The sequence below is a fragment of the Mesorhizobium sp. LSJC269B00 genome (assembly GCF_000502815.1).
Lineage (GTDB): Bacteria > Pseudomonadota > Alphaproteobacteria > Rhizobiales > Rhizobiaceae > Mesorhizobium.
Window position 1 is genome coordinate 146,395 of record NZ_AYVN01000010.1, and the last position, 19,796, is coordinate 166,190.

Below are 19,796 nucleotides of genomic sequence, written 5' to 3' on the forward strand. Positions count from 1 at the left end.
GTCAGTTTCCTTTCGGCAGCGCATTCTAGCGCCTGCCGTTTGACAATCTTCAAGCGAATGCTTGAGATACATTTCGTGCTAGAAGCTTCTACGTGGCGGAGCAAGCCGCAGCGAAGGGGCGATTTTTCGATTTTTCTGCACTTACTTCAGGGGGAATAGCGTGCCCATTCAAAGCATTTATACATACCTTGTCTATCCTGGCAAAGGTGCCGACGAGATCGACGTTATCAATGGCTCTGTTGTTCCACTACAGGGTAAGCTCTTCGACCTGTTGGAAGAGGTATATCTGCGCTCAGACAACGAGTATACAATCGACATTGCGTTCAGCCTGGGAGCAGACGGCACCCAGAGGAACCCATGCCGAGCGCTTCTGATCAATCACCTCACCAACGGGACGATCGACACCGGCCGTCTATTGGCCGAGCGGCTGGCGCAGCACACCACCAAACGGTCAGGCCTGGGACTGCTGTTTCTCGTAGCGGGTCAGGACGGCCAAAACCGTAAGATCGTGGTGTCGCGCTTCCCAGCTCACAGTGCAGTGTTGGCGGAGACAGAAGCGGCAACCCTGACACTCGCCTTTCTTGAGCGCGTCTTTATGAGAAACGCTTACTCATACAAAGCGGTCGTCTACCAGCATACTTCGCTGACCAATGGCTTCTGGACGGGCCGCGCCATCGACAAACAGATCGAGAGTCGAGAGCGTGAGGTCTCTCAATACTGGATCAACGATTTCCTCGATTCCGCCCTTCGCACGACCCCTACCCGCGGAACGCGCCGGCTTGCGCTCGCGCTCAAAGCAGCGGTCAGCAAAGCCAAGGACGTAACCGTCAAAAGTGAGATCGCGTCGGCGGTCACTCTCGGCCCACGTATGCAGGGACAGACCACGAGCGTGAACGGCTTTCTTGACCACTTCCACTTCTCTGAGCCCACCCGCAACGCAATCCTCGCCGAGATAAAGGATCCGACAATCCAGGCTGAGAATTTCGTTTTCGACGCTCCTGTCTTCACTGAGCAGGTGCCGTACCGCACCGTGGAGCTGAGCTCCGGAGCGGTGCTTACCGCGCCGTCGGCCGACTTTGATGAGGTCTTCACGAAGGAGCCGGTCCACGCTGAAGTTGACGGAGAATACAAGTACTCCACTATAGGTTCTGTCGTGACCGAGAAGATAGCGAGGTCAAAATGACGGACCTTCGAACTGACTATACGAACCGGTACACCAAAGCGCTGACACCGGTAGCGACAGCGTTGATCGGCAATCTGACCGAAATCATTGCGGGCACCCCTCGCGTTGACCGCGTGACCGCACGTCCAAAGTCAATCGATCGCTTCATGAGCAAGGCGGAGAAGGCGGACGGTGATAAGCTGAAATACGATGATCCGCTCAACCAGATTCAAGATCAGATCGGCGCGAGGATAGTTGCCTTCTATTCGAGCGACGTTCCGGTGATCGAAGAGGTCATCCTTCGGGAGTTTCGACCAATCGAATCGAAACACGTCGTTCCTCAGCACCAATGGGAGTTTGGATACTTTGGTAGGCACCACATCCTCCTAATGCCGAGCGACCTGTATGGCGCTGCTGAGGACAAGGCACTCGTCCCGGATGTCTTTGAGTTGCAGATCAAGACCCTTTTTCAGCACGCATGGTCCGAAGCAGAGCACGATCTCGGCTATAAGCCAGGAGAGCAACCGCTTAACCCTGAGGATGAACGCTTGCTTGCCTTCACATCCGCCCAGGCATGGGGTGCCGATCGCATTTTTGACGACCTATTTAAAAAGCGGTCTTGCTAGTGGCGCACGCGACTCACGCGGGAAGTACGTTGGGGTGAAAATTCTCCCGTTGCTAAGTTCGAGAGAGGCGACGAGCAAAAAGCTGCTCAAACACATACGTGCCGCAGCCAAAATATGCGGCCATGCTAATTATGAACTTACGGCAGGTTTCGAGATCAGCGGATTCGATCCGGAGCGGCTTAGATTGGGCGCTTTGCGGTCCGTCAGGAATGTCGCGCACGCCCTGCGCCTGGCACCACTCGAGGAACTGGCCGACATCCCTGCTGTAAGCGCGGCGGGTGTTCGGATTGCGGATATGCGCGGTGAAGAATTACAGAAACCGCCAGCGGGCGCGCTCGCCGGCGGCGTCGACCACGGGAACTGATGGAGCAGAAGAGCAGAAAACCCGACGAGCTGGTTCATGGCTTACCCCACGCGTCAAATCGTCGAAGCAGGAGGGCGGCGGTCAAGAGCACGACGTGTAGCCGAAATGTGCTGTCGTCGGGTTCCGAAAGCCCCGGATGCGACCCCGCCGGAGCCAGCCGCTTGAAAAGGCCATTGAGGAACCCTCGGCCGTCATTGTCCATTCGTTAAGCGGTATGCTCAGAAAACCTGCGGCTGCGAGCTTGGTCCGTCGTGGCTGGCCGCTAGCGAGTCCCGCTGCAGATGAATCGATCTTCTCCGACATCCCGTCGAGCACCGAATCGAGAAAATTGCGAAGCTGCCCATTGGCGCTGGCCCATTGGCCTCGCGCGTGAGCGTCGAGCGCCTGGTCTAGATGTCCCTGCGCGGTAGTGAAACCATGTCGGTCGAGCAGCACCGTCATCTCGGACTGAACCTGTGGCATGCCTATATCCTCTGGCAACGTGCGGCGCAGCTTGCCTGCCACAACTGCGTAGTCGTCCTGCGCTAAGGCATGCTTGAGCGGCACATACACCGGGTGAAGAGTGACAGGCTCAGACCAAGGGTATTCCGGCTCCTCGGACGGCATGTGCTGGACAGCCAGTTCAACCAAAACATTTTCCAGCAGACCACCGTCAACCGGCTGCTCGGGGTTCGCATCCACAAACGCCTTGAGGTCATTCATGCGTTTTCTGACGCTGAAGCCGTCGCTACGAAGATGCCGATATATGTCCGGTCCGAATTCGATGAACAGTGCGCTGGTTTCGGCCTGGCTCGAAACCGATTCCAGAACGTCGATCGCCGCAAGGACGGTTCGACGAGAAAAAAGCACCCCCATTGGCGGCTCCCACAAGCTTATGATAAAAATAGGTTCTCATAAGCTAGTGGCATCGACCACCGAAAATGTGGCGGGCTCGGGGCACCTTCTATCGCCGGCGCATCGCAGTTCGTCGAGAAGTGGAAGCGCGCGAAGGCGTGCGTCATCCTTAATTGGGGTGGCGGCATTCTCTATCCGGCGGGCGAAGGACCTCCCGGCGTTCGTGCGGCCCCTTTCTCAACGGTGAGAGTTTGCCCTAGCAGCTTGACCCACGAGGAGTTTCTGCGCGCGTTATGCTGGGAGGATGCAGCGAGCAGCCTCCGAGGAACGATCGCCATGCCAATGCCAATCAGGGCTGCGTGGGGAACATATCGTCGATCCATCGCGCGCGCAGGCGGCCACGACCTCAAGCGCCATGCTGGGCGTGTGTGTCTCGGAATTGCCATGAGACAGCCAGCGCCACTCCTGTCGCACCCGCGAGGAGTGTGGTGATCGACTTGTTTGCGTTGCGCCCGCCGGATTTTCAGGAGGGACAAATTGACTGAAGGCGGCACGGTCAGTATCACCAACGTGATTGAGGCGCTGGAACGCCTTGTCGCCATTGTACACAGTGACACCGTACGGGCGCGCCGAGTGGCCGATTTCCTCGTCGCGTGCTGGAATGCGTACGCATTCGCAGACTAAGATTTCACGCACCTGTCAAAGCATCGCGGATGACATTATGTCTGCAATCGATCAAGGACGTTTCTGCGGCGCGTCCACAAAGGAAATAGGCCTGGGCTATCAGCGCGACCAGCACCAAATCTAAGCTTACCATTCTGGAGACCGTCTATCCGCCGATTTCCAATCAGGAGGTGGTATGGCTTCAGAACGAGTCGGAAGCCGTCGAGCAATTTCGCCAGAGCGACTTTTATATGATCGCGGGGCGAGCCGAGGCGACCTACCAACAACTGGAACTCGACGAGGACCGACAGATCCTGAGCTTCAATTTCGCGATCGGCGACAGCTTCGCCGATCGCGCCATTCTCAACCTCCGCGAATTGCCTGGCGTATGGAGCCGGCGCCGCAAGCTGCTTTGCCGCCGCCAACGTCTTTCGAACCGTCTTTGCTTCCCAGCTGACCGGCGCGGAGCTGGACGAGAACATCGACCTCTGTTTATATACCTACAACAAGAGCAACGCTGGCGATTCCATCCCCTTAGACTTCCCTGTCGACCTCGGTGAAACGCACCTCGTTGGGCTCGGCGCGATGGGCCATAGCTCGCTCTGGGCGCTGGCGAGGCAATCCGGTCTGTCCGGGCGCCTGCATGTAGTTGATCACGAAGCTATCGAACTCTCAAACCTGCAGCGCTACGTGTTGGCAGGTCAGGCGGAGGTCGGCCTCTCTAAGGCGGCCCCTAGCAACCCACGCCCTTCGGTCCACCGCCCTTGAGGTCGAGGCGCACCCTATGAAGTGGGCAGAATATGTTGCGCGCCGGGGCGACCGGGTATTCGACCGAGTGGGTGTGGCGCTTGACACCGCCGCCGACCGTCTAGCTGTCCAAGGTGCTCTGCCCAGATGGATCGCGAACGCCTGGACTCAGGAGCAAGATCTAGGCATCTCGCGGCATGGTTTCGATGACGGCCAGGCTTGCCTTTGCTGCATGTACATGCAGACCGGGAAATCCAAGGACGAACACCAATTGGTCGCGGAGGAACTCGGAATGCCGGAAGCACACGAGGAGGTAAAAACGCTCCTGCAGACCAATACCGGAGTCCCCAATGAGTTCGTAGCTCGGGTGGCTACGGCGATGGCCCGTTTGAGCCGCTCGCCGCGTTTGTTGGCCAGCCCCTCCGTTCCTTTTATCAGCAGGTTATCTGCGGCGGCCTGGTGTTCCAGCTTAGCGATGGAAGTCGTCTCCTTCGAACCGTGGTTCCGATGGCCTTTCAATCAGCGATTGCCGGGATCATGCTTGCCGCAGACCTGGTCAAGCATAGTGCGGGTTTTCCGATGAGTCCGACGACCAGCACTCGCGTGAATCTACTGCGCCCCCTTGGTTCTTACCTCCATGATCCGAAAGCCAAAGATTCCAGCGGCCGCTGCATCTGCAGCGATGAGGATTTCATTGCCGCCTACAGGCTGAAATACGGCTGTGCCGTTGGACAGCTGAGCAACGGGTCCGCCTAAGAAATATCTGAAGTCTTCGTTCCCGCGGACGGCGAGCTGTCAAGCGCTCACCGATGTTTTCGACCACGATCGAGTGCCTGATGAGAGTGCGGGGCGGATACTATGACACGCTCGGCCCGCTGCTTGCCAATGTCAGGCCCAGAACCCACGACAGAGATCCTTGAGCGACGGCTCGCCGTTTAACGTTTTTTGTACTGTTATCTACGTTCGACCATATTCGTCGTCGAAGCGAACGATATCATCCTCGGCGAGATAATCGCCGCTCTGCACTTCAATGATAACCAGGTCAATTCTGCCTGGGTTCTCGAGCCGATGCTTATGGCCGCAGGGGATGTAAGTAGATTCGTTTGTCCCCAGGAACAACTCCTGCTCGCCATTGACGATTTTGGCGGAGCCGCTGACCACGACCCAGTGCTCCGAACGATGATAGTGCATCTGCAGGCTCAACTGGCGACCGGGCTTTACCTCGATGCGTTTGATCTTGAAGCGCTCGCCTTCCTCCAGAACCGTATAGGTACCCCAGGGCCGGTGTACCGTGCTATGGACCAGATGAGCTTCATGTCCCGAAGCCTTGAGGCCCTCGAAGAGCTTCTTAACGTCCTGAACGCGGTCGCGGGATGTGACAAGCAAAGCGTCCGGGGAATCCACGATCACCAGATCGCTTACGCCCACCGTGCCGATGACGCGCTTGTCGGAGCTCACATAGGTGCCGGTCGTGTCGACCATATGCACATCGCCGCGTATCCTGTTCCCGCTTTCGTCGGGGGCGATCAAATCGGCCATTGCGTTCCAGGATCCGATGTCGTTCCAATCCATGTCGCAGGGAACCACGGCAAGTCTGTTAGTCTTCTCCATGATAGCGTGGTCGAGCGAGATTCGCGGCGCGGAACCGAAATGCTCAGGCGCGAGTTCGATTTTGGCAAAGCCTTGGCATTGACTGGCGCGGCCGTTCTCGTAGCTGTCGGCGACGGCCTGGAGCACCTCGGGACAATGCAAAACCATCTCGTCGAGCATGGTTTGCGCACTGAAGCAGAAGATGCCGGCGTTCCAGAAGAAGCATTCGGACGCGACATAGGCTTTGGCTGTCTCCAGATCCGGTTTTTCGACGAAACGGACGACGTTCTCACCATCTGCTTCGATGTAGCCGAATGCTGTGTCCGGTCTGGTTGGGGTGATGCCCAATGTGGCGATCCGCCCGAGCTTCGCATGTTTCATGGCCAGGCCCATGACGTCTAGAAACGCAGGCAGGTTGCCAATCAGGTGATCGGCCGGGAAGACGCACAGGATCGCGTCAGGGCCTTGCGTTGCCCTCGCATGGATCGCGGCTGCAGCCACGGCGGCGGCCGTATCCCGGCCTTCGGGCTCGAGCAGAAAGGTGCGTGGCAGGACCACGGAATCCAGTTCGTCAAATTCGTCCTTGGTCAGGAAGAGGTGGTCCCCGGATGTCACAGCGACGAGTTCCACGACACCTTCTATCGAAGCGGCGCGCAGCACAGTGTGCTGAATGAGAGAATATCCATCCGCCATTTTGAGGAAAGGTTTGGGGTGCGATTGCCTTGAGGCGGGCCATAGCCGCGATCCGGCTCCGCCGCTGATGATCACGGGAATGACTTTCATAACCAACCTCAATTTCGTCTCTGGAGTGATCGCCCGCGTTCTTTCGAGCGTCAGCGTCACGATCGCCGTCGCTCTGGCTTGTCTGCGGCCCCCGCGTAACAGCGAAGTTCTGGCACGTTGCAGGCGGCGTCAGATGACGACGGTATCGGTAATGTACGACGCCTCCACTGGCGTCGGTGAGAAATGCGCATTCAACTATGCCTGTTGGTTGCGTCTGCCGAATTGCGCAGGTGGCGGGTCTTAACTGAGATCAGAGACTTGGCTGCCTTCTATCAAAGTCAAACGACTTGGCTCTTTCAGATCGAATTCAATTACCCGTGGTGCGAAAAGGCGTGCATATCGTGTAAAGGCGCTCGTCGGGGGAAACCGAATTACGGTATCGCAGCGCCCGAGAAGATACATCTCAACGAGGGCGGAAATTCCGCCGTCAATCCCGAGTGCTGCAGTGTGTAAAGGGCCACCTTGATTGGATCCGAAGTGCTTCGGGACAGTGAGCAGATCGGGAAACCTGGCCGACAGAAGATCCAGTATCCGCGCGCTGTCCGTGCATAAGAACAGCCGCACAGGCCTGGGGTGCGGTAACGCCTTAGCCTTGTCAATTGCAGCGCACACTTGCCGAACGGCGAGCTCCGGATCGGCCCAGTAGGGCGCATGCTCCATGATGTCTTCACCGTTACCGTGCCGAACATGAATCCCGATGATGCTGTGCCCGTCAAAACATTCCTGATAAATGGCATCTATGCGGGCTTGAATTTCTGGCCGAGGCTGGACACTCTGGAACACCTGCCGCTCTGCATCCTCATCGCACCGCCACATCAGACAAGCGTCACACACTACTGTGTTCGCTTCGACATCGTGTTCGGCCTGAAAGAGCTCGCCCAACTCATCGCGCTCTTGGAAAATCTGCTCATCTGGCCGGTAAAGGCACTCGATCGCCGGCCTGTTCCACCACTCCGGGAAGAATGGACCAGGGAAGGAAACGTCGTTGATCCGGTCGTCGGAAATAGCCGGCACGCCAGCGATGTCATTGATCGGCTGGAAGAACACCGGAAACGCATTTGTGAAGGGTTGGTCGAGGTAGCAGGCCCCCCGCCAGTCGATGACTAGAGTTCGTCCCGACCGCTGCGCGTAGCGCCAAGCGGCCGCCAATGACCACAGACAATCACCGAACCCCGTACGCCTCCGAGAGACGACGAACCGGCGCTTTTCCAATCCACTAACATGCATTTTCGGAAATCTCGTTCAGAGAGGAGGTTGCCCGGTTTGGTATCCTTAGTCGACACGTAGACCCTGACGCCGGGCGCTTGGCAGAGGCCGGGCCATAGGGCAGAAGAGCTCACTCAGCACTGCCCACTAATCCCGTGACGCTCGCACAGCTTGAAGCCGATGCCCTCGCTTCCGGTTCAGCCTTCTCTACTGGGCTTCCGCGGCATATGTAAAATCTATTGAGTGGATGCCGGCCATCCATGTGTTGGATGCCATGATGAAGGGCTCGGCTGACGCGGGCCCGGCCAATAGAGCCGAAACAGCCGGGAAACGCTGCGACACTGCCTGCCGAAGCAAATCATTCCGTCGACGCCCCACGCCAAGGTGCAAGGCTGCATACAGCAACCGGTACCGGGCGAGATGAGGTCGACAGCTCGACGCGCCTGGAACCAGCTGATCGACAGAATCTGCAGTCTGCTCCCAAAGTTCTGCACGACCTGTGCCGGATGCTGTGGTGAGGGCTCGCGGCCACGAACTTTGTCCTCGCCCCGAACGGAAGCTCGGGACCTACGACTCCGGGCCGGCGATGCGCCCCGGCTGCTCGGTCAGACCATCCATTCTGTGGATGCACTTTATCCAAACAATCGATTTCACTGATCCAAACAATTCCCATTAGAAGACGCTGAAGCAAGAAAGAAGGGCGTCCTCACTCGCTGATAGATGAGCAAATCAGCTGCAAGGTGCTCGGAGTACAGTCGCTCGCGGCGTGAGCTGATCGGCACTCTAACCGCATGTACGAATCCCAGTTAGCGGCGCAACTCTATTTTGCGTGACTCCAAGCAAGAGCAGGTGTGCTCGGCTGGCAGACTGTCAATGACGAGCTTCGCGCCGCATTTGTCGAAGTGCTCCATAGGGCACGGGGCGGGCCGCACATTGTGTCGGCGTGGCGAGCCGGAGCCGAAACTTTAAACTTTAGATAGAGCAGGAATAGAATGGGCGATAGCAGAAAAGTTGCTCTTATTACGGGCATAACTGGACAGGATGGTGCCTATCTTGCCCGTCTTCTTCTCAAAAAAGGCTACATCGTTCATGGGATTAAGCGACGTTCCTCTTCCTTCAACACGGGTCGTGTCGAAGACCTCTACCAAGACCCGCACGAATCCGATCCGCGCCTGATCTTGCATTACGGTGACCTCACTGATTCGACTAACCTCATCCGCGTGGTTCAGGAATCTCAGCCAGACGAAATTTACAACTTGGCTGCTCAGAGCCATGTGCAGGTGTCGTTCGAAACACCTGAATACACAGCAAACGCGGACGGTATCGGTACATTGCGACTTCTTGAGGCGATTCGCCTCCTCGGTCTGACGGACAAGACCCGCTTCTATCAAGCCTCGACTTCGGAGCTATACGGCCTCGTGCAGTCCGTACCGCAGAACGAAACGACGCCCTTTTATCCGCGCAGCCCTTACGCCGCCGCCAAGCTCTACGCCTACTGGATGGTCGTCAATTATCGCGAGGGCTATGGTATGCACGCTTCCAACGGCATTCTTTTTAATCACGAAAGCCCCCTTCGTGGCGAAACTTTTGTGACGCGCAAGATCAGCCGCGCTGCCGCTGCTATCTACCTGGGCAAGCAGGACAAGCTTTATCTCGGCAATCTCGATGCTCAACGCGATTGGGGCCATGCGCGTGAGTACGTGCGAGGTATGTGGATGATGATACAGCAGGATCAACCGGGTGATTACGTGCTGGCTACGGGCAAAACGACTCCTGTCCGCCAATTCGTCGAGTGGGCTTTCGAAGATATCGGCGTCGAGATCGAATGGCGTGGCAAGGGTGTCGGCGAAAAGGGCTATGATGTAGCGAGCGGCAGATGCCTAGTCCAAGTGGACCCACGCTACTTCCGCCCCACGGAAGTCGATCTTCTCCTGGGTGACGCTACCAAGGCGAAGGAGAAGCTCGGCTGGGTGCATGAGACATCCGTGCGCGAGCTTGCTGCGGAAATGGTGCGCGAAGACCTGAAGGTCATGCAGACATCTGTAGTCATGAAGGAAGCGTAATGTATGATCTGAACGGAAAAACCGTGTGGGTCGCTGGCCACAAAGGTATGGTGGGCAGCGCTGTTGTACGCCGACTCGCGTCTGAAGACTGCAAAGTTGTGGCCGCCCCTCGGGGAGAGCTAGACCTCAAGCGACAGACCGAGGTTGAAAACTTCGTGGCAGTGATGAAACCGGACGCTATCATTATGGCGGCGGCAAAGGTAGGTGGTATTCTCGCGAACGCCACCTATCCGGTCGACTTTCTTTACGACAATCTGATGATCGAGGCCAATATCTTCGCGGCAGCCCACGAAAACAATGTCGACCGCGTCCTCTTCCTCGGCTCGTCTTGCATCTATCCGAAGATGGCACCACAGCCCATTCCTGAAAGCGCGCTTTTGACCGGGCCACTAGAGCGCACCAACGAATGCTACGCCGTCGCCAAGATCACCGGCATCAAAATGGCTCAAGCCTATCGCCAGCAATACGGCCGCGACTACATCTCCGCTATGCCGACGAATCTCTACGGGCCAGGCGACAATTATGACTTGCAGTCAAGCCACGTCATCCCAGCGCTGATCCGGAAAGCGCATGAAGCTAAGCTCATAAGTGATAAGCAAATCACCATCTGGGGCACGGGCACACCACGTCGGGAATTCATGCACGTCGACGACTGCGCCGACGCATTAGTCTTCCTTCTGAAGAACTACTCTGACCATGATCACGTCAATCTCGGCTGCGGACAGGACATCACGATCCTAGAGCTGACTAGAATGATCTGCCGTGTAGTCGGATTTACTGGGGAGATCGCGCATGATCACTCTAGACCTGACGGTACACCGCGAAAGCTGATGAGCGTCGACAAGCTGCGCACTTTGGGATGGGCGGCAAAGATCACTCTCATGGAAGGCATCGAGAGTGTCTATCATGCATTTCTAAACGGGAGCTACACCGAACGGCGGTAGATAAGAGGATTTGCTGCGTCTCAGGCCTGTACGCGCTTTCGGGACCCAGAGCTAATGTAGACTGAGACAATCACTCGATGGCGATAGCGCTCATGTGAGCCAGCCGCGAGGAGCCCCGCCGGACCCGGACCCCATCCGCTCCAACCTCGTCGCCGTGAAGGTCACGGTGCGCTGCCCACGCCGACGCCGACTGCGTCAATCCTCACAAGGGTAACCGTCGATAACCGAACGCGTCTACGGTAACCGAATGTACTTCTTGTTCTCGTCCGAGGGATCTGTCGATGGGCATTCCGGACGAGCCAAAGTTTGAGCATGTTACCTTCAAAACCCGGTTAGCAACGTCGGATTTGGTATGAAATTCGGAACAAGTGGATTACGGGGCCTGGCGACAGAATTGGCAGGAGCCGCCTCTGCCCTATATGCAACGGCATTCGCGACATTCCTGCTGGAATCCGGCCTGGCCAGAATTGGCGACGAGATACTCATAGGGCGCGACTTTCGCGCCTCGAGTCCGGCCATCGCCGCCGTCTGTGCGGCGGCACTGTCCGCGCTCGGCTTCATCGTAGTCGATTGCGGCGCAGTCCCCACCCCTGCCCTGGCACTGTATGCTCAGGCGCGTAAGAGTGGTTGTTTGATGATCACAGGCTCGCACATTCCGGCCGACCGTAATGGAATAAAATTCTATCGACCCGACGGTGAGATCGACAAGGATGATGAGCGGGAGATAACGCGCATCGCCTTGCAGCTGGAGAAGCGCGGATACGTCCTTGAAGGTGCTGTTGCACGTCGGCAGCACCGGGAGGCCGAATGCAAGGCCTTGTTCATGGCGCGCAATCGAAAGCTTATGGAGATTAATGCTCTAAAGGGCTTAACGGTGGGCGTATATCAGCACAGCACAGTCGCGCGCGATCTCTTGGTTGACATTCTCTCATATCACTGTGCGACGGTCGTAACCCTGGGACGTTCGGAAGTTTTCATTCCTGTCGACACTGAAGCGGTCTCTGACGAGACTGCTCAACAGTTCAAGCTCTGGGCCAAAGAGCATCGGCTTGATGCGGTCGTCTCGGCAGATGGCGATGGTGACCGCCCACTGGTAGCTGACGACCATGGAGACCCCCTTCGCGGTGATTTGTTAGGCCTGATTACGGCGAACTTCCTGCAAGCGAAGGCAGTCGTCACGCCGGTCACATCAAACTCTGGTATCGAGACCGCAGGTTCTTTTAAAGTCGTGCGTACCAAGGTTGGATCGCCATTTGTTATTGCTGCCATGCTCGATTTGGTTGCGTCGGGTCACGAGCGCGTGGTTGGTTTCGAAGCAAACGGTGGTTTGTTGACCGGCACGGACTTTGACCCGAACGGAACTAAACTGCCAGCGCTACCTACACGCGACAGTTTTCTCCCCATCCTGGCGGCACTTTCCCTTGTCAGTACAAGTGGGCAGCCACTGTCGGAGATTGGCAGTTCCTTTCAATTGCCGGCGGCGGCGGCGGATCGCTTGGAAAATTTTTCCGTCGAAAGCAGCACTCGCCTCATGACATACCTTCGTTCAGCGGAAACTAACATCGCCGCCTTCGTCGGGTCGATTGGAGTGGTAAGCAAGGTTAGCGATGTTGACGGACTTCGTATCACTCTCGCGGATAAGCGTGTCTTGCATTTGCGTCCATCCGGAAATGCCCCGGAAATGCGGTGCTACGTCGAAGCCGAAAATCGGGAGGACGCGGAGCTTTTGCTCCGGACTGGATTGGATCGAATTCGTAATTGGACGCAAGGCTAAATAAAAGCCGCCTCCCTGCGTATTCCCAGGTGACCCTGGGGTCGCACAAGCTACTCAAGCGCGATCAGAACGTCCACAGTGTCCCGGCCCTGTCCGCTTTGAAGCGAACCGGAACGCCCGTGGAAACAGCCGATCCGTACCAGCCACGGAGCATCCGGTCGCTCATGGTCAAGGCAGCGCCTTCCGGTAGCGAACAGCCGGTCCCGCACTGACCGCCTGCGCCGCATGTACGATGGCGTTGGTGTCCAGGCCGTGGTGACGGTATAGGTCCGCAATAGTCCCCGTCTGGCCGAACTGCTCGACCCCGAGCGCCTTCACGCGATGCCCGTTAACCCCACCGAGCCACGCGAGCGTCGCCGGGTGGCCGTCGATCACGGTGACGATGCCGCAGTCACGCGATAGCGGCGCGAGCAGCCGCTCGATATGACTCAGGGCGCCAATCGCGCCACGCTGCCGGGCACGTTCCGCCGCCTGCCAGCCCGCATTAAGCCGGTCCGCGGAGGTGATCGCGAGCAGCCCGACATCGCGCCGGTCCTCCGCCAGAAGACCCGTCGCGGCAATCGCCTCCGGCGCGACGACGCCTTGATAAGCAATGACGACACTCGCGTTGGGCCCAGGCGGACGCAGCCAATAGGCGCCATTGACGATGTCCCGCGCGAGCGCCGGGTTCATGTCGCGCGGCGGCTGCTCGAGCGGCCGGGTTGACAGGCGAAGATAGACCGATCCTCCGGTCTGATCACGCAGCCACGTCGTCTCATCCGGATCCCCCTCGCCATTACGTTGCATGTAATCGAAGGCAAAGCGCATGATCACGGACAGTTCGTCGACGAAGGCCGGTTCGAAGGCGCAAAGCCCATCCTGCGCCATGCCGATCAATGGGGTGCCGATCGACTGGTGTGCTCCGCCCTCGGGCGCTAGCGTCACGCCCGAGGGCGTTGCGACCAGCATGAAGCGCGCATCCTGATAGCAGGCGTAGTTTAGCTGGTCGGCCGATCGGTAGATGAAGGGATCATAGACTGTCCCGATCGGCAGCAGGCGCACGCCATTGATCGAGTGCGAGAGACCGAGCGCCCCGAGCATGATCATCAGGTTCGACTCGGCGATCCCGAGCTCGAGGTGCTGCCCCTTCGGCCCAAATTCCCAGGTAAAGGTCGACGGAATGCGTTCGGCCTTGAAGGTGTCCGCCATGGTCTCCCGGGCGAAAAGGCCGCGCCGGTTGACCCAGCCACCGAGATTGGTCGAGACCGTCACATCGGGCGAGGTGGTGACAATGCGGTCGGCAAGCAGACTGCGCTCGCGTGCGATGTCGTTCAGGATCTGGCCGAACCCCATCTGGGTCGAGAGCGGCTTGCCGGGCTGCCCCGGTGACGGAAGGGTTTCAGGCACCGGCACCGACGGCGCAGACAGCCTCCTACGCCCCTCACTGAAGAACGGCGCCTTTGCGAAGAAGGCGTCAAGTTCCGCTTCCGGCAAGGTGGCGGCCGCCCATTTGTTCCACTCCTCACCCCGCTTTACGCCCATTTGCAGGCGGTAGTCTTCCATCTGCGTGGGCGTCATCTGCCCCGCGTGGTTGTCCTTGTGTCCGGCAAGCGGCAGACCGTAGCCCTTGATGGTGTAACAGATGAAGCAGACGGGACGGTCATGCCTGGACGCCGCCTCGAAGGCTTCGAGGAGGCTCGGCATGTCATGCCCGCCAAGGTTCGTCATCAACGCCTGCAACTCGTCGTCGGAGCGGCGTTCGATCAGAGTGGTGACCGGCCCTTGGTCTCCGATCTCGTCGAGCAGCCGCTTGCGCCAGGCAGCACCCCCTTGGAAGGTCAGCGCCGAATAGAGCTGGTTCGGACAGCGCTCTATCCACTCGAGCAGCTTCTCGCCCCCCGGCTCGGCAAAGGCAGCCTCTTGCAGAGCCCCGTGGCGCAGGACCATCACGTCCCAGCCGAAGTTGCGAAAAATCTGCTCGAAACGCTGCCAGAGGCCCTCCCGGATCACGGCGTCGAGCGACTGGCGATTGTAGTCGACCACCCACCAGCAGTTCCTGAGCCCGTGCTTCCAGCCTTCGATCAGGGCCTCGTAGATGTTGCCCTCATCCATCTCGGCGTCGCCGATCAGGCTGACCATTCGGCCCTCGGCACGCTCCTTCATCCAGCCGTGACCCGAGACGTAGTCCTGCACCAGCGACGAGAACAGCGTCTGAGCAACGCCGAGACCCACCGACCCGGTCGAGAAGTCGACATCGTCGACATCCTTCGTCCGCGAAGGGTAGCTCTGCGCGCCCTTGTAGCCGCGGAAGTTCATGAGCTTTTCGTGGGTCTGGTTGCCCGCCAGATACTGAAGTGCATGGAAGATCGGCGCCGCATGGGGTTTGACCGCCACCCGATCCTGCGGGCGCAGGACCGAACCGTAGAGCGCGGTCATGATGGTACTCAGCGACGCGGACGAGGCCTGATGCCCCCCGACCTTGATCTCATCGCCCTCGCGGACGTGGTTGGCGTGGTGGATCGTCCAGGCTGCGAGCCAGGAGACGCAGCGCTCGATCTCGTGCAGATATTCCAGTTTCCTCGTCATTCAGTTTCCCGCAAATCAGCTGCCGGTCTCACAGGACCCCCGCCCAAATGGTCAAAGATCGAGTTTCAACACACCTGTCGCGCGCGATACGCAGGGGATGAAGCGGTGGCCGCGTGCCTCCTTGGACAGGACGGCATCCCGATGGATCGGCTGTCCCGCCAGCATTGCGCATTCGCAGGTCCCGCACACCCCGTTCTCACACGAGGCCATCAACGGCACACCGGCCGCACGCAAGGCGGCCAGTGCCGTGGTCTCAGCCGAAACCTCAACCACCCTGCCCTCAGCCAGTTCTATGACGAATGGTTCCGGTGGCGCGCCATCAAACTCGGGAGGCTGGAAAGTTTCGAAATGAACAGTACCCTCGGGCCAGTGTTGAGCCGCGCGCCCCACAACCGCCATGAAGCCAGGCGGTCCGCAGTAGTATGTCTGCGCGTCGTCCGAACGGTTCGCCAGCAGCGCGGCGATGTTCTGCCGGGTCTGAGGCTCGTTGTCGAAATGGATCCGCACATTGCCGCCAGGAAGATCGCTCCCGATCGCCGCCAAGAGTGGCGTGAGCGCCCGGCTGCGGGTGAAATAGTGCAACTCGAAGGGCTTGGCCTGCCGGGTCAGCGCGCGCGCCATGGCCAGAATCGGGGTGATCCCGATTCCCCCTGCCAGCAGCAAAGTCGGCCCCTCGCCTGGCTTGAGCGCAAAATGGTTGCGTGGCGCGGAGACAGGCAGTGTGGAGCCGACGGCAATGGTTTCGTGGATCCACGCCGAGCCGCCACGGCCGTCATTCTCGCGCTTCACCGCGATGGTGTAGCGGCCAAGCTCGGTCGGGTCGCCGCAAAGTGAATACTGACGCACCTTCCCTTCAGGCAGATGGACGTCGACGTGAGAACCCGCTTCGAACGCCGGCAGCACAGGTTTACGTGGGTGTTTCAGGTCGATGACCAGCACGTCGCCCGGCTCCTTGCGGGCGGCGGTCACGGTCAGCTTCATGATGATGCGCGGCGACGCCATGGCGTTTCACTCGTCGATGGGCAAAATCAGATCACCGGGGCGGATCACGCCCCCGACCTCGATTGTGCAGTTCAGGCCGGAGCGGTTCAGAAGCCCCTCGTAGAGACCCGGAAGCCCGAGCAACTCCTCGATATACTTGCACGGCACATTCATCCGGGCGGCCCTGAGAATCGTTTCCCCGACCCGGAAGCGTTTGCCGACAAGATGGCTAAGCGGAACGCCTCGTGTCGTCAGATTGCGCCGGTGATCTTCGGGTCCGAGCTTGGCCTTGAAGCCCGGAATCCTGGGCTCGCCCTTCGCGATGGCGTCCAGAACTTCAGCTTCGATCAATGTCACCTCCCGAACGTCGGGACGCGCCGAATAGGTCCCCGTCCCCAGGTAGTAGCGGTCTCCGACAATGCCTTGGCCGGCAATAAGCTGCGCCTGCGCCAGCTCCTCCATTTCATAGGAGCCGGCAGGCGCGATATGGACGTGAAGCAGCTTTCCTCGCCAGGTCATCATCGCTCTCGGAAATTCGTCTCGTGGAAACCTGCTGCAAAACTGGCCTGATCAACAGCGCCAGTTGCATGGCATTTTCCCGGTCCAGTTGGCTGTTTGGAAAGAAATACGGCGGGCCCTCGGACCGTTTTCAGCGCCAGCTTTCGGCGTCGCCCCGTCTCAGTTGTTCCGCGCCGGCATCGCGTCTTGCACCTGCTTGACAACCTCTCGCAGGACCTCAACGCCCTTCCCGATCTGCCGAATGCTCAAGGCGGCATAGCCCATGACAAGTCCGACGCGATCGGTGCGGCCTTGGTCCGATGGCCGTTCGTAGAGCGGCGAGATCAGGTGTAGCCCCAGGCCAGCGTCGCGGGCGGATTCGACCAAGGCCGTTTCCCGCGATCGTGGCAGGTCATTGAACCAAACCGCGACGTGCAGTCCCGCATCTGCTCCCTGGACAGTGATGCGATCCCCGAAGCTGTGCTGCAAGGCACCCAACAACGTTTCCCGACGCTCGCCGTTCAGCCTGCGCACACGGCGCACATGGCTTTCGTAGCCGCCGCTCTCGATCAACGATGCCAGCGCTTCCTGTTCAGCGACCGGCGAATGCCGGTCTGCGAATTGTTTGGCGGTTGCGAAGACCTCCTGCAATTCGGGCGGGAGGACGAGGTAGCCGATGCGCAGCATCGGCGAGAGCGTTTTGGAGATCGTGCCGAGGTAGATGACAGCCCCGTGGTCCTCGAGACTGTGCAGCGGAGGGACCGGATTGATGTCGTAGCGATATTCGCTGTCGTAGTCGTCCTCGATCACATAGGCGTTGTTGTGCCGCGCCCATTTCAGAAGCTGATGGCGGCGCGCGATCGGCATGACGCCGCCAAGCGGAAACTGATGCGATGGCGTCACATACGCCAGTCGTGCTCCGATCCCCGCCAGCAACTCGGTCCTCATCCCGTCTTCGTCGACGATGACCGGGATGGGTGAGGCACCCGTACTGGCAAAGACCTGACGCGCCATCCTGTAGCACGGATCCTCGATGACGAAACGGTCGGCGGGATCGAGAAGCAGGCGCGCGCACAGATCAAGACCCTGCTGCGAACCGTTCACAACTATGATCTGGTCGAGGTCGCAGCTCAGGGTCCGGGCGCGCCAGAGATAGCCCTGAAGCGCCTGGCGAAGCCGGCGCGAGCCGCGAGGATCGTCATAGGCAAGACGCAGCGGGCGCTGCCCCATCGCCTCGTTCATCGCGCGTTTCCAGACCAATGAAGGGAAATCCGACGGCGCGAGGTCGCCATAGCGGAACTCGACCTTCAGCCCAGTCGGCAGATAATCTGGCCAGGGTGACGTCGCGCGCAGCCGCTCGCCATATGCGGACAGGTGGATCGGGCCGACCCGTTGCGCGTGAGTGCGCCCCGTCCCAGGGCCCATCAACGAAGACGCAACGCGAGGTCGTGCGCCTTGACGGACTTCGATGAAACCCTCCGCAGCCAGTTGCTCATAGGCGACCGTCACCGTGGTTCGCGAAACGCCGAGGTCATTTGCCAGGGCTCGGGAGGATGGCAACTGACTGCCGGTTTCGTAGACGCCGCCGAGGATTTGCTCGCGAAGGGCTTCGTATATCTGGCGTGCACCCATCGCGTGCGAGCGCGCTGCAGACCCGGCACTTGAAGACTGGACCATCTCTTTCATCGCCAACTGGATATTTCACATTGGCCAGGTTGCCGTCAATCTTTCGGAACCCCAAGAGAGATCGCAGAGGCCGAATGACCAGCTCCCATCAATCCGAAACCGATGCTCCCACGGGGTCGCTCAACCGCACCAGCCCCGGATTTGCCACCCGGGCGATCCATCATGGCTACGATCCGGCCGGCTTTTCCAATGCCGTCCAGCCGCCAGTGTTCCTGACGTCAACCTATGGGTTCGAAAGCGTGGCAGCAAACGATGCCGCCGCCGCCCTTGGTGGACGGCTCTATGCGCGCGAATACAATCCCACGACCGAGATCCTCGAGCAGCGGCTCGCGAATCTGGAAGGAGCCGAGGCGGGGCTGGTTGTTGCCTCGGGGATGGCGGCCTTCGGCACTCTGATCCTGTCGCTCCTGTCCCAGGGCGATGAACTCATCGTCCACAAGACGCTTTATGCGAACACGCTTGCCATGGTCGAACAGGCGGTCCCCCGCTTCGGCATCAAGGTCGTCGCGGTCGATCTGTCAAATCCCCACAATCTCGATGCTGCGATCACCGAGCGGACGCGGCTGGTTTTCTTCGAGACGCCGGTGAATCCGCTGAGCCGCATCCTCGACATAGCGGCAATTGCCGAGCGCGCTCACGCGCGCGGTGTGAAGGTTGCCGTGGACAGCACCTTCGCCTCGCCCGCGCTCCAGCGACCGCTTGAGCACGGGGCGGACATCGTGCTCCATTCGATGACCAAGTACATCAATGGTCATGGCGATGCCCTTGGCGGGGCGCTTCTCGGCGACGCCCAAACGCTCCGTACGCTGCATGAAACGGGCCTGCGCTACATCACCGGCGCAGCGCTCTCGCCCCTGTCAGCTTTCCTAATCCTGCGCGGTCTAAAGACGCTGACGCTGCGTATGGAACGGCACAGCGCCACGGCCCTTGCGGTGGCTCGGGCGCTGGAAGCGCACCCGGCGGTGGCATTTGTGAGTTATCCGTTCCTCGACTCGCACCCTGATCAGGTGACGGCGCGAAAACAGATGTCCAACGGATCGGGCATGTTGGCCTTTGGCCTCCACGCTGGATACGAAGGAGCGCGCCGGATGATGGACCGGCTCAACCTGATCATTCGCGCCGTCAGCCTCGGCGATGCCGACAGCCTCATCTATCATCCAGCAAGCCTCACCCGTGCTCGGCAGCCGATCCGCAAGGATGCCCATTTGGCGGATGGAGTCGGCGAGGATCTCATGCGTCTCTCGGTGGGGCTTGAAGACGCTGATGACCTGATCGCCGATCTGCGGCGGGCTTTGGACGTCTTGTAATGA

At 59.3% G+C, this 19,796-nt stretch carries 18 protein-coding genes; 10 read left to right on the forward strand and 8 right to left on the reverse strand.

Annotation, left to right across the window (positions count from 1 at the left end; all coding sequences use genetic code 11):
• Positions 1-160 precede the first annotated feature (160 nt).
• Genes X771_RS143240 through X771_RS1000000168285 form a run of 3 tightly spaced genes read left to right on the forward strand, consistent with a single transcriptional unit; the run spans position 161 to position 2,152 of the window.
• Positions 161-1,183 (forward strand): hypothetical protein, encoded by a 1,023-nt coding sequence (locus X771_RS143240; RefSeq protein WP_023689375.1) that lies wholly within the window; start codon positions 161-163, stop codon positions 1,181-1,183.
• Complete coding sequence (locus tag X771_RS1000000165960) at positions 1,180-1,788, forward strand: RelA/SpoT domain-containing protein (RefSeq protein ID WP_023689376.1); 609 nt, start codon at positions 1,180-1,182, stop codon at positions 1,786-1,788. The genes X771_RS143240 and X771_RS1000000165960 overlap by 4 nt, the downstream gene beginning before the upstream one ends.
• A gap of 34 nt (positions 1,789-1,822) precedes the next feature.
• The gene (locus tag X771_RS1000000168285; protein WP_156933879.1) at positions 1,823-2,152 is read left to right on the forward strand and encodes a hypothetical protein; all 330 of its coding nucleotides are present in this window, start codon (positions 1,823-1,825) and stop codon (positions 2,150-2,152) included.
• Between the two features lie 81 nt (positions 2,153-2,233).
• Here the strand turns inward: X771_RS1000000168285 and X771_RS143230 are convergent, their stop codons facing one another.
• Positions 2,234-3,007: a hypothetical protein gene (locus tag X771_RS143230; RefSeq protein WP_023689378.1), complete on the reverse strand. Its 774-nt coding sequence runs from the start codon at positions 3,005-3,007 to the stop codon at positions 2,234-2,236.
• A 516-nt stretch (positions 3,008-3,523) separates the two neighbouring features.
• Here X771_RS143230 and X771_RS1000000168290 point away from each other — a divergent pair.
• Positions 3,524-3,670, forward strand: a complete 147-nt coding sequence (locus X771_RS1000000168290) for a hypothetical protein (protein WP_156936020.1) — start codon at positions 3,524-3,526, stop codon at positions 3,668-3,670.
• A 35-nt stretch (positions 3,671-3,705) separates the two neighbouring features.
• On the opposite strand, the gene X771_RS1000000168295 is transcribed toward X771_RS1000000168290, so the two are convergent.
• Complete coding sequence (locus tag X771_RS1000000168295) at positions 3,706-4,131, reverse strand: hypothetical protein (RefSeq protein ID WP_023689379.1); 426 nt, start codon at positions 4,129-4,131, stop codon at positions 3,706-3,708.
• Between X771_RS1000000168295 and X771_RS1000000169320 the strand changes: the two genes are divergently transcribed.
• Together X771_RS1000000169320 and X771_RS1000000169325 are read left to right on the forward strand one after the other, a co-directional pair.
• Positions 4,031-4,417, forward strand: coding sequence for a ThiF family adenylyltransferase (locus X771_RS1000000169320; RefSeq protein ID WP_245262711.1), 387 nt, complete (start codon positions 4,031-4,033; stop codon positions 4,415-4,417). The genes X771_RS1000000168295 and X771_RS1000000169320 overlap by 101 nt on opposite strands.
• A 16-nt stretch (positions 4,418-4,433) precedes the next feature.
• Entirely contained in the window at positions 4,434-4,979 is a 546-nt protein-coding gene (locus tag X771_RS1000000169325) for a hypothetical protein (RefSeq protein ID WP_023689380.1), read from the forward strand.
• Positions 4,980-5,353: 374 nt separating this feature from the next.
• Here X771_RS1000000169325 and X771_RS143225 read toward each other — a convergent pair whose 3' ends face one another.
• Together X771_RS143225 and X771_RS143220 are read right to left on the reverse strand one after the other, a co-directional pair.
• On the reverse strand, positions 5,354-6,769 hold the full coding sequence (locus X771_RS143225) for a mannose-1-phosphate guanylyltransferase/mannose-6-phosphate isomerase (RefSeq protein ID WP_023689381.1): 1,416 nt from the start codon (positions 6,767-6,769) through the stop codon (positions 5,354-5,356).
• Between the two features lie 240 nt (positions 6,770-7,009).
• Complete coding sequence (locus tag X771_RS143220) at positions 7,010-7,996, reverse strand: nodulation protein NodZ (RefSeq protein ID WP_023689382.1); 987 nt, start codon at positions 7,994-7,996, stop codon at positions 7,010-7,012.
• A gap of 971 nt (positions 7,997-8,967) precedes the next feature.
• Here X771_RS143220 and gmd point away from each other — a divergent pair.
• The 3 genes from gmd to X771_RS143205 all read left to right on the forward strand — a co-directional run bounded on the left by gmd (position 8,968) and on the right by X771_RS143205 (position 12,756).
• Entirely contained in the window at positions 8,968-10,038 is a 1,071-nt protein-coding gene (gene gmd / locus X771_RS143215) for a GDP-mannose 4,6-dehydratase (RefSeq protein WP_023689383.1), read from the forward strand.
• On the forward strand, positions 10,038-10,982 hold the full coding sequence (locus X771_RS143210) for a GDP-L-fucose synthase (RefSeq protein WP_023689384.1): 945 nt from the start codon (positions 10,038-10,040) through the stop codon (positions 10,980-10,982). Before gmd ends, X771_RS143210 begins: the two co-directional genes overlap by 1 nt.
• A 352-nt stretch (positions 10,983-11,334) precedes the next feature.
• On the forward strand, positions 11,335-12,756 hold the full coding sequence (locus X771_RS143205; protein ID WP_023689385.1) for a phosphomannomutase: 1,422 nt from the start codon (positions 11,335-11,337) through the stop codon (positions 12,754-12,756).
• A gap of 168 nt (positions 12,757-12,924) precedes the next feature.
• Here the strand turns inward: X771_RS143205 and X771_RS143200 are convergent, their stop codons facing one another.
• The 4 genes from X771_RS143200 to X771_RS143185 all read right to left on the reverse strand — a co-directional run bounded on the left by X771_RS143200 (position 12,925) and on the right by X771_RS143185 (position 18,486).
• Positions 12,925-15,321: a transketolase gene (locus X771_RS143200; protein ID WP_023689386.1), complete on the reverse strand. Its 2,397-nt coding sequence runs from the start codon at positions 15,319-15,321 to the stop codon at positions 12,925-12,927.
• A gap of 51 nt (positions 15,322-15,372) precedes the next feature.
• A complete protein-coding gene (locus tag X771_RS143195; protein ID WP_023689387.1) occupies positions 15,373-16,323 on the reverse strand; it encodes a PDR/VanB family oxidoreductase in 951 nt (316 codons plus the stop codon).
• A 6-nt stretch (positions 16,324-16,329) separates the two neighbouring features.
• A complete protein-coding gene (locus X771_RS143190) occupies positions 16,330-16,821 on the reverse strand; it encodes an MOSC domain-containing protein (protein WP_023689388.1) in 492 nt (163 codons plus the stop codon).
• Positions 16,822-16,980: 159 nt separating this feature from the next.
• Positions 16,981-18,486, reverse strand: a complete 1,506-nt coding sequence (locus X771_RS143185) for a PLP-dependent aminotransferase family protein (RefSeq protein WP_031237899.1) — start codon at positions 18,484-18,486, stop codon at positions 16,981-16,983.
• Positions 18,487-18,560: 74 nt separating this feature from the next.
• Here X771_RS143185 and X771_RS143180 point away from each other — a divergent pair, with 74 nt between their 5' ends.
• Positions 18,561-19,793 (forward strand): PLP-dependent aspartate aminotransferase family protein, encoded by a 1,233-nt coding sequence (locus X771_RS143180; protein ID WP_023689390.1) that lies wholly within the window; start codon positions 18,561-18,563, stop codon positions 19,791-19,793.
• The last annotated feature ends 3 nt before the right edge of the window (positions 19,794-19,796 follow it).

Excerpts from the sequence above, each read along its gene's own strand:
- X771_RS1000000165960 (WP_023689376.1), top strand. The coding sequence starts at position 1,180 with ATGACGGACCTTCGAACTGACTATACGAACCGGTACACCAAAGCGCTG.
- X771_RS1000000168295 (WP_023689379.1), bottom strand. The coding sequence starts at position 4,131 with ATGTTCTCGTCCAGCTCCGCGCCGGTCAGCTGGGAAGCAAAGACGGTT.
- X771_RS143200 (WP_023689386.1), bottom strand. The coding sequence starts at position 15,321 with ATGACGAGGAAACTGGAATATCTGCACGAGATCGAGCGCTGCGTCTCC.
- X771_RS1000000169325 (WP_023689380.1), top strand. The coding sequence starts at position 4,434 with ATGAAGTGGGCAGAATATGTTGCGCGCCGGGGCGACCGGGTATTCGAC.
- X771_RS143180 (WP_023689390.1), top strand. The coding sequence starts at position 18,561 with ATGACCAGCTCCCATCAATCCGAAACCGATGCTCCCACGGGGTCGCTC.
- X771_RS143205 (WP_023689385.1), top strand. The coding sequence starts at position 11,335 with ATGAAATTCGGAACAAGTGGATTACGGGGCCTGGCGACAGAATTGGCA.
- gmd (WP_023689383.1), top strand. The coding sequence starts at position 8,968 with ATGGGCGATAGCAGAAAAGTTGCTCTTATTACGGGCATAACTGGACAG.
- X771_RS143230 (WP_023689378.1), bottom strand. The coding sequence starts at position 3,007 with ATGGGGGTGCTTTTTTCTCGTCGAACCGTCCTTGCGGCGATCGACGTT.
- X771_RS143210 (WP_023689384.1), top strand. The coding sequence starts at position 10,038 with ATGTATGATCTGAACGGAAAAACCGTGTGGGTCGCTGGCCACAAAGGT.
- X771_RS143220 (WP_023689382.1), bottom strand. The coding sequence starts at position 7,996 with ATGCATGTTAGTGGATTGGAAAAGCGCCGGTTCGTCGTCTCTCGGAGG.
- X771_RS143195 (WP_023689387.1), bottom strand. The coding sequence starts at position 16,323 with ATGGCGTCGCCGCGCATCATCATGAAGCTGACCGTGACCGCCGCCCGC.
- X771_RS143225 (WP_023689381.1), bottom strand. The coding sequence starts at position 6,769 with ATGAAAGTCATTCCCGTGATCATCAGCGGCGGAGCCGGATCGCGGCTA.
- X771_RS143190 (WP_023689388.1), bottom strand. The coding sequence starts at position 16,821 with ATGACCTGGCGAGGAAAGCTGCTTCACGTCCATATCGCGCCTGCCGGC.
- X771_RS143185 (WP_031237899.1), bottom strand. The coding sequence starts at position 18,486 with ATGAAAGAGATGGTCCAGTCTTCAAGTGCCGGGTCTGCAGCGCGCTCG.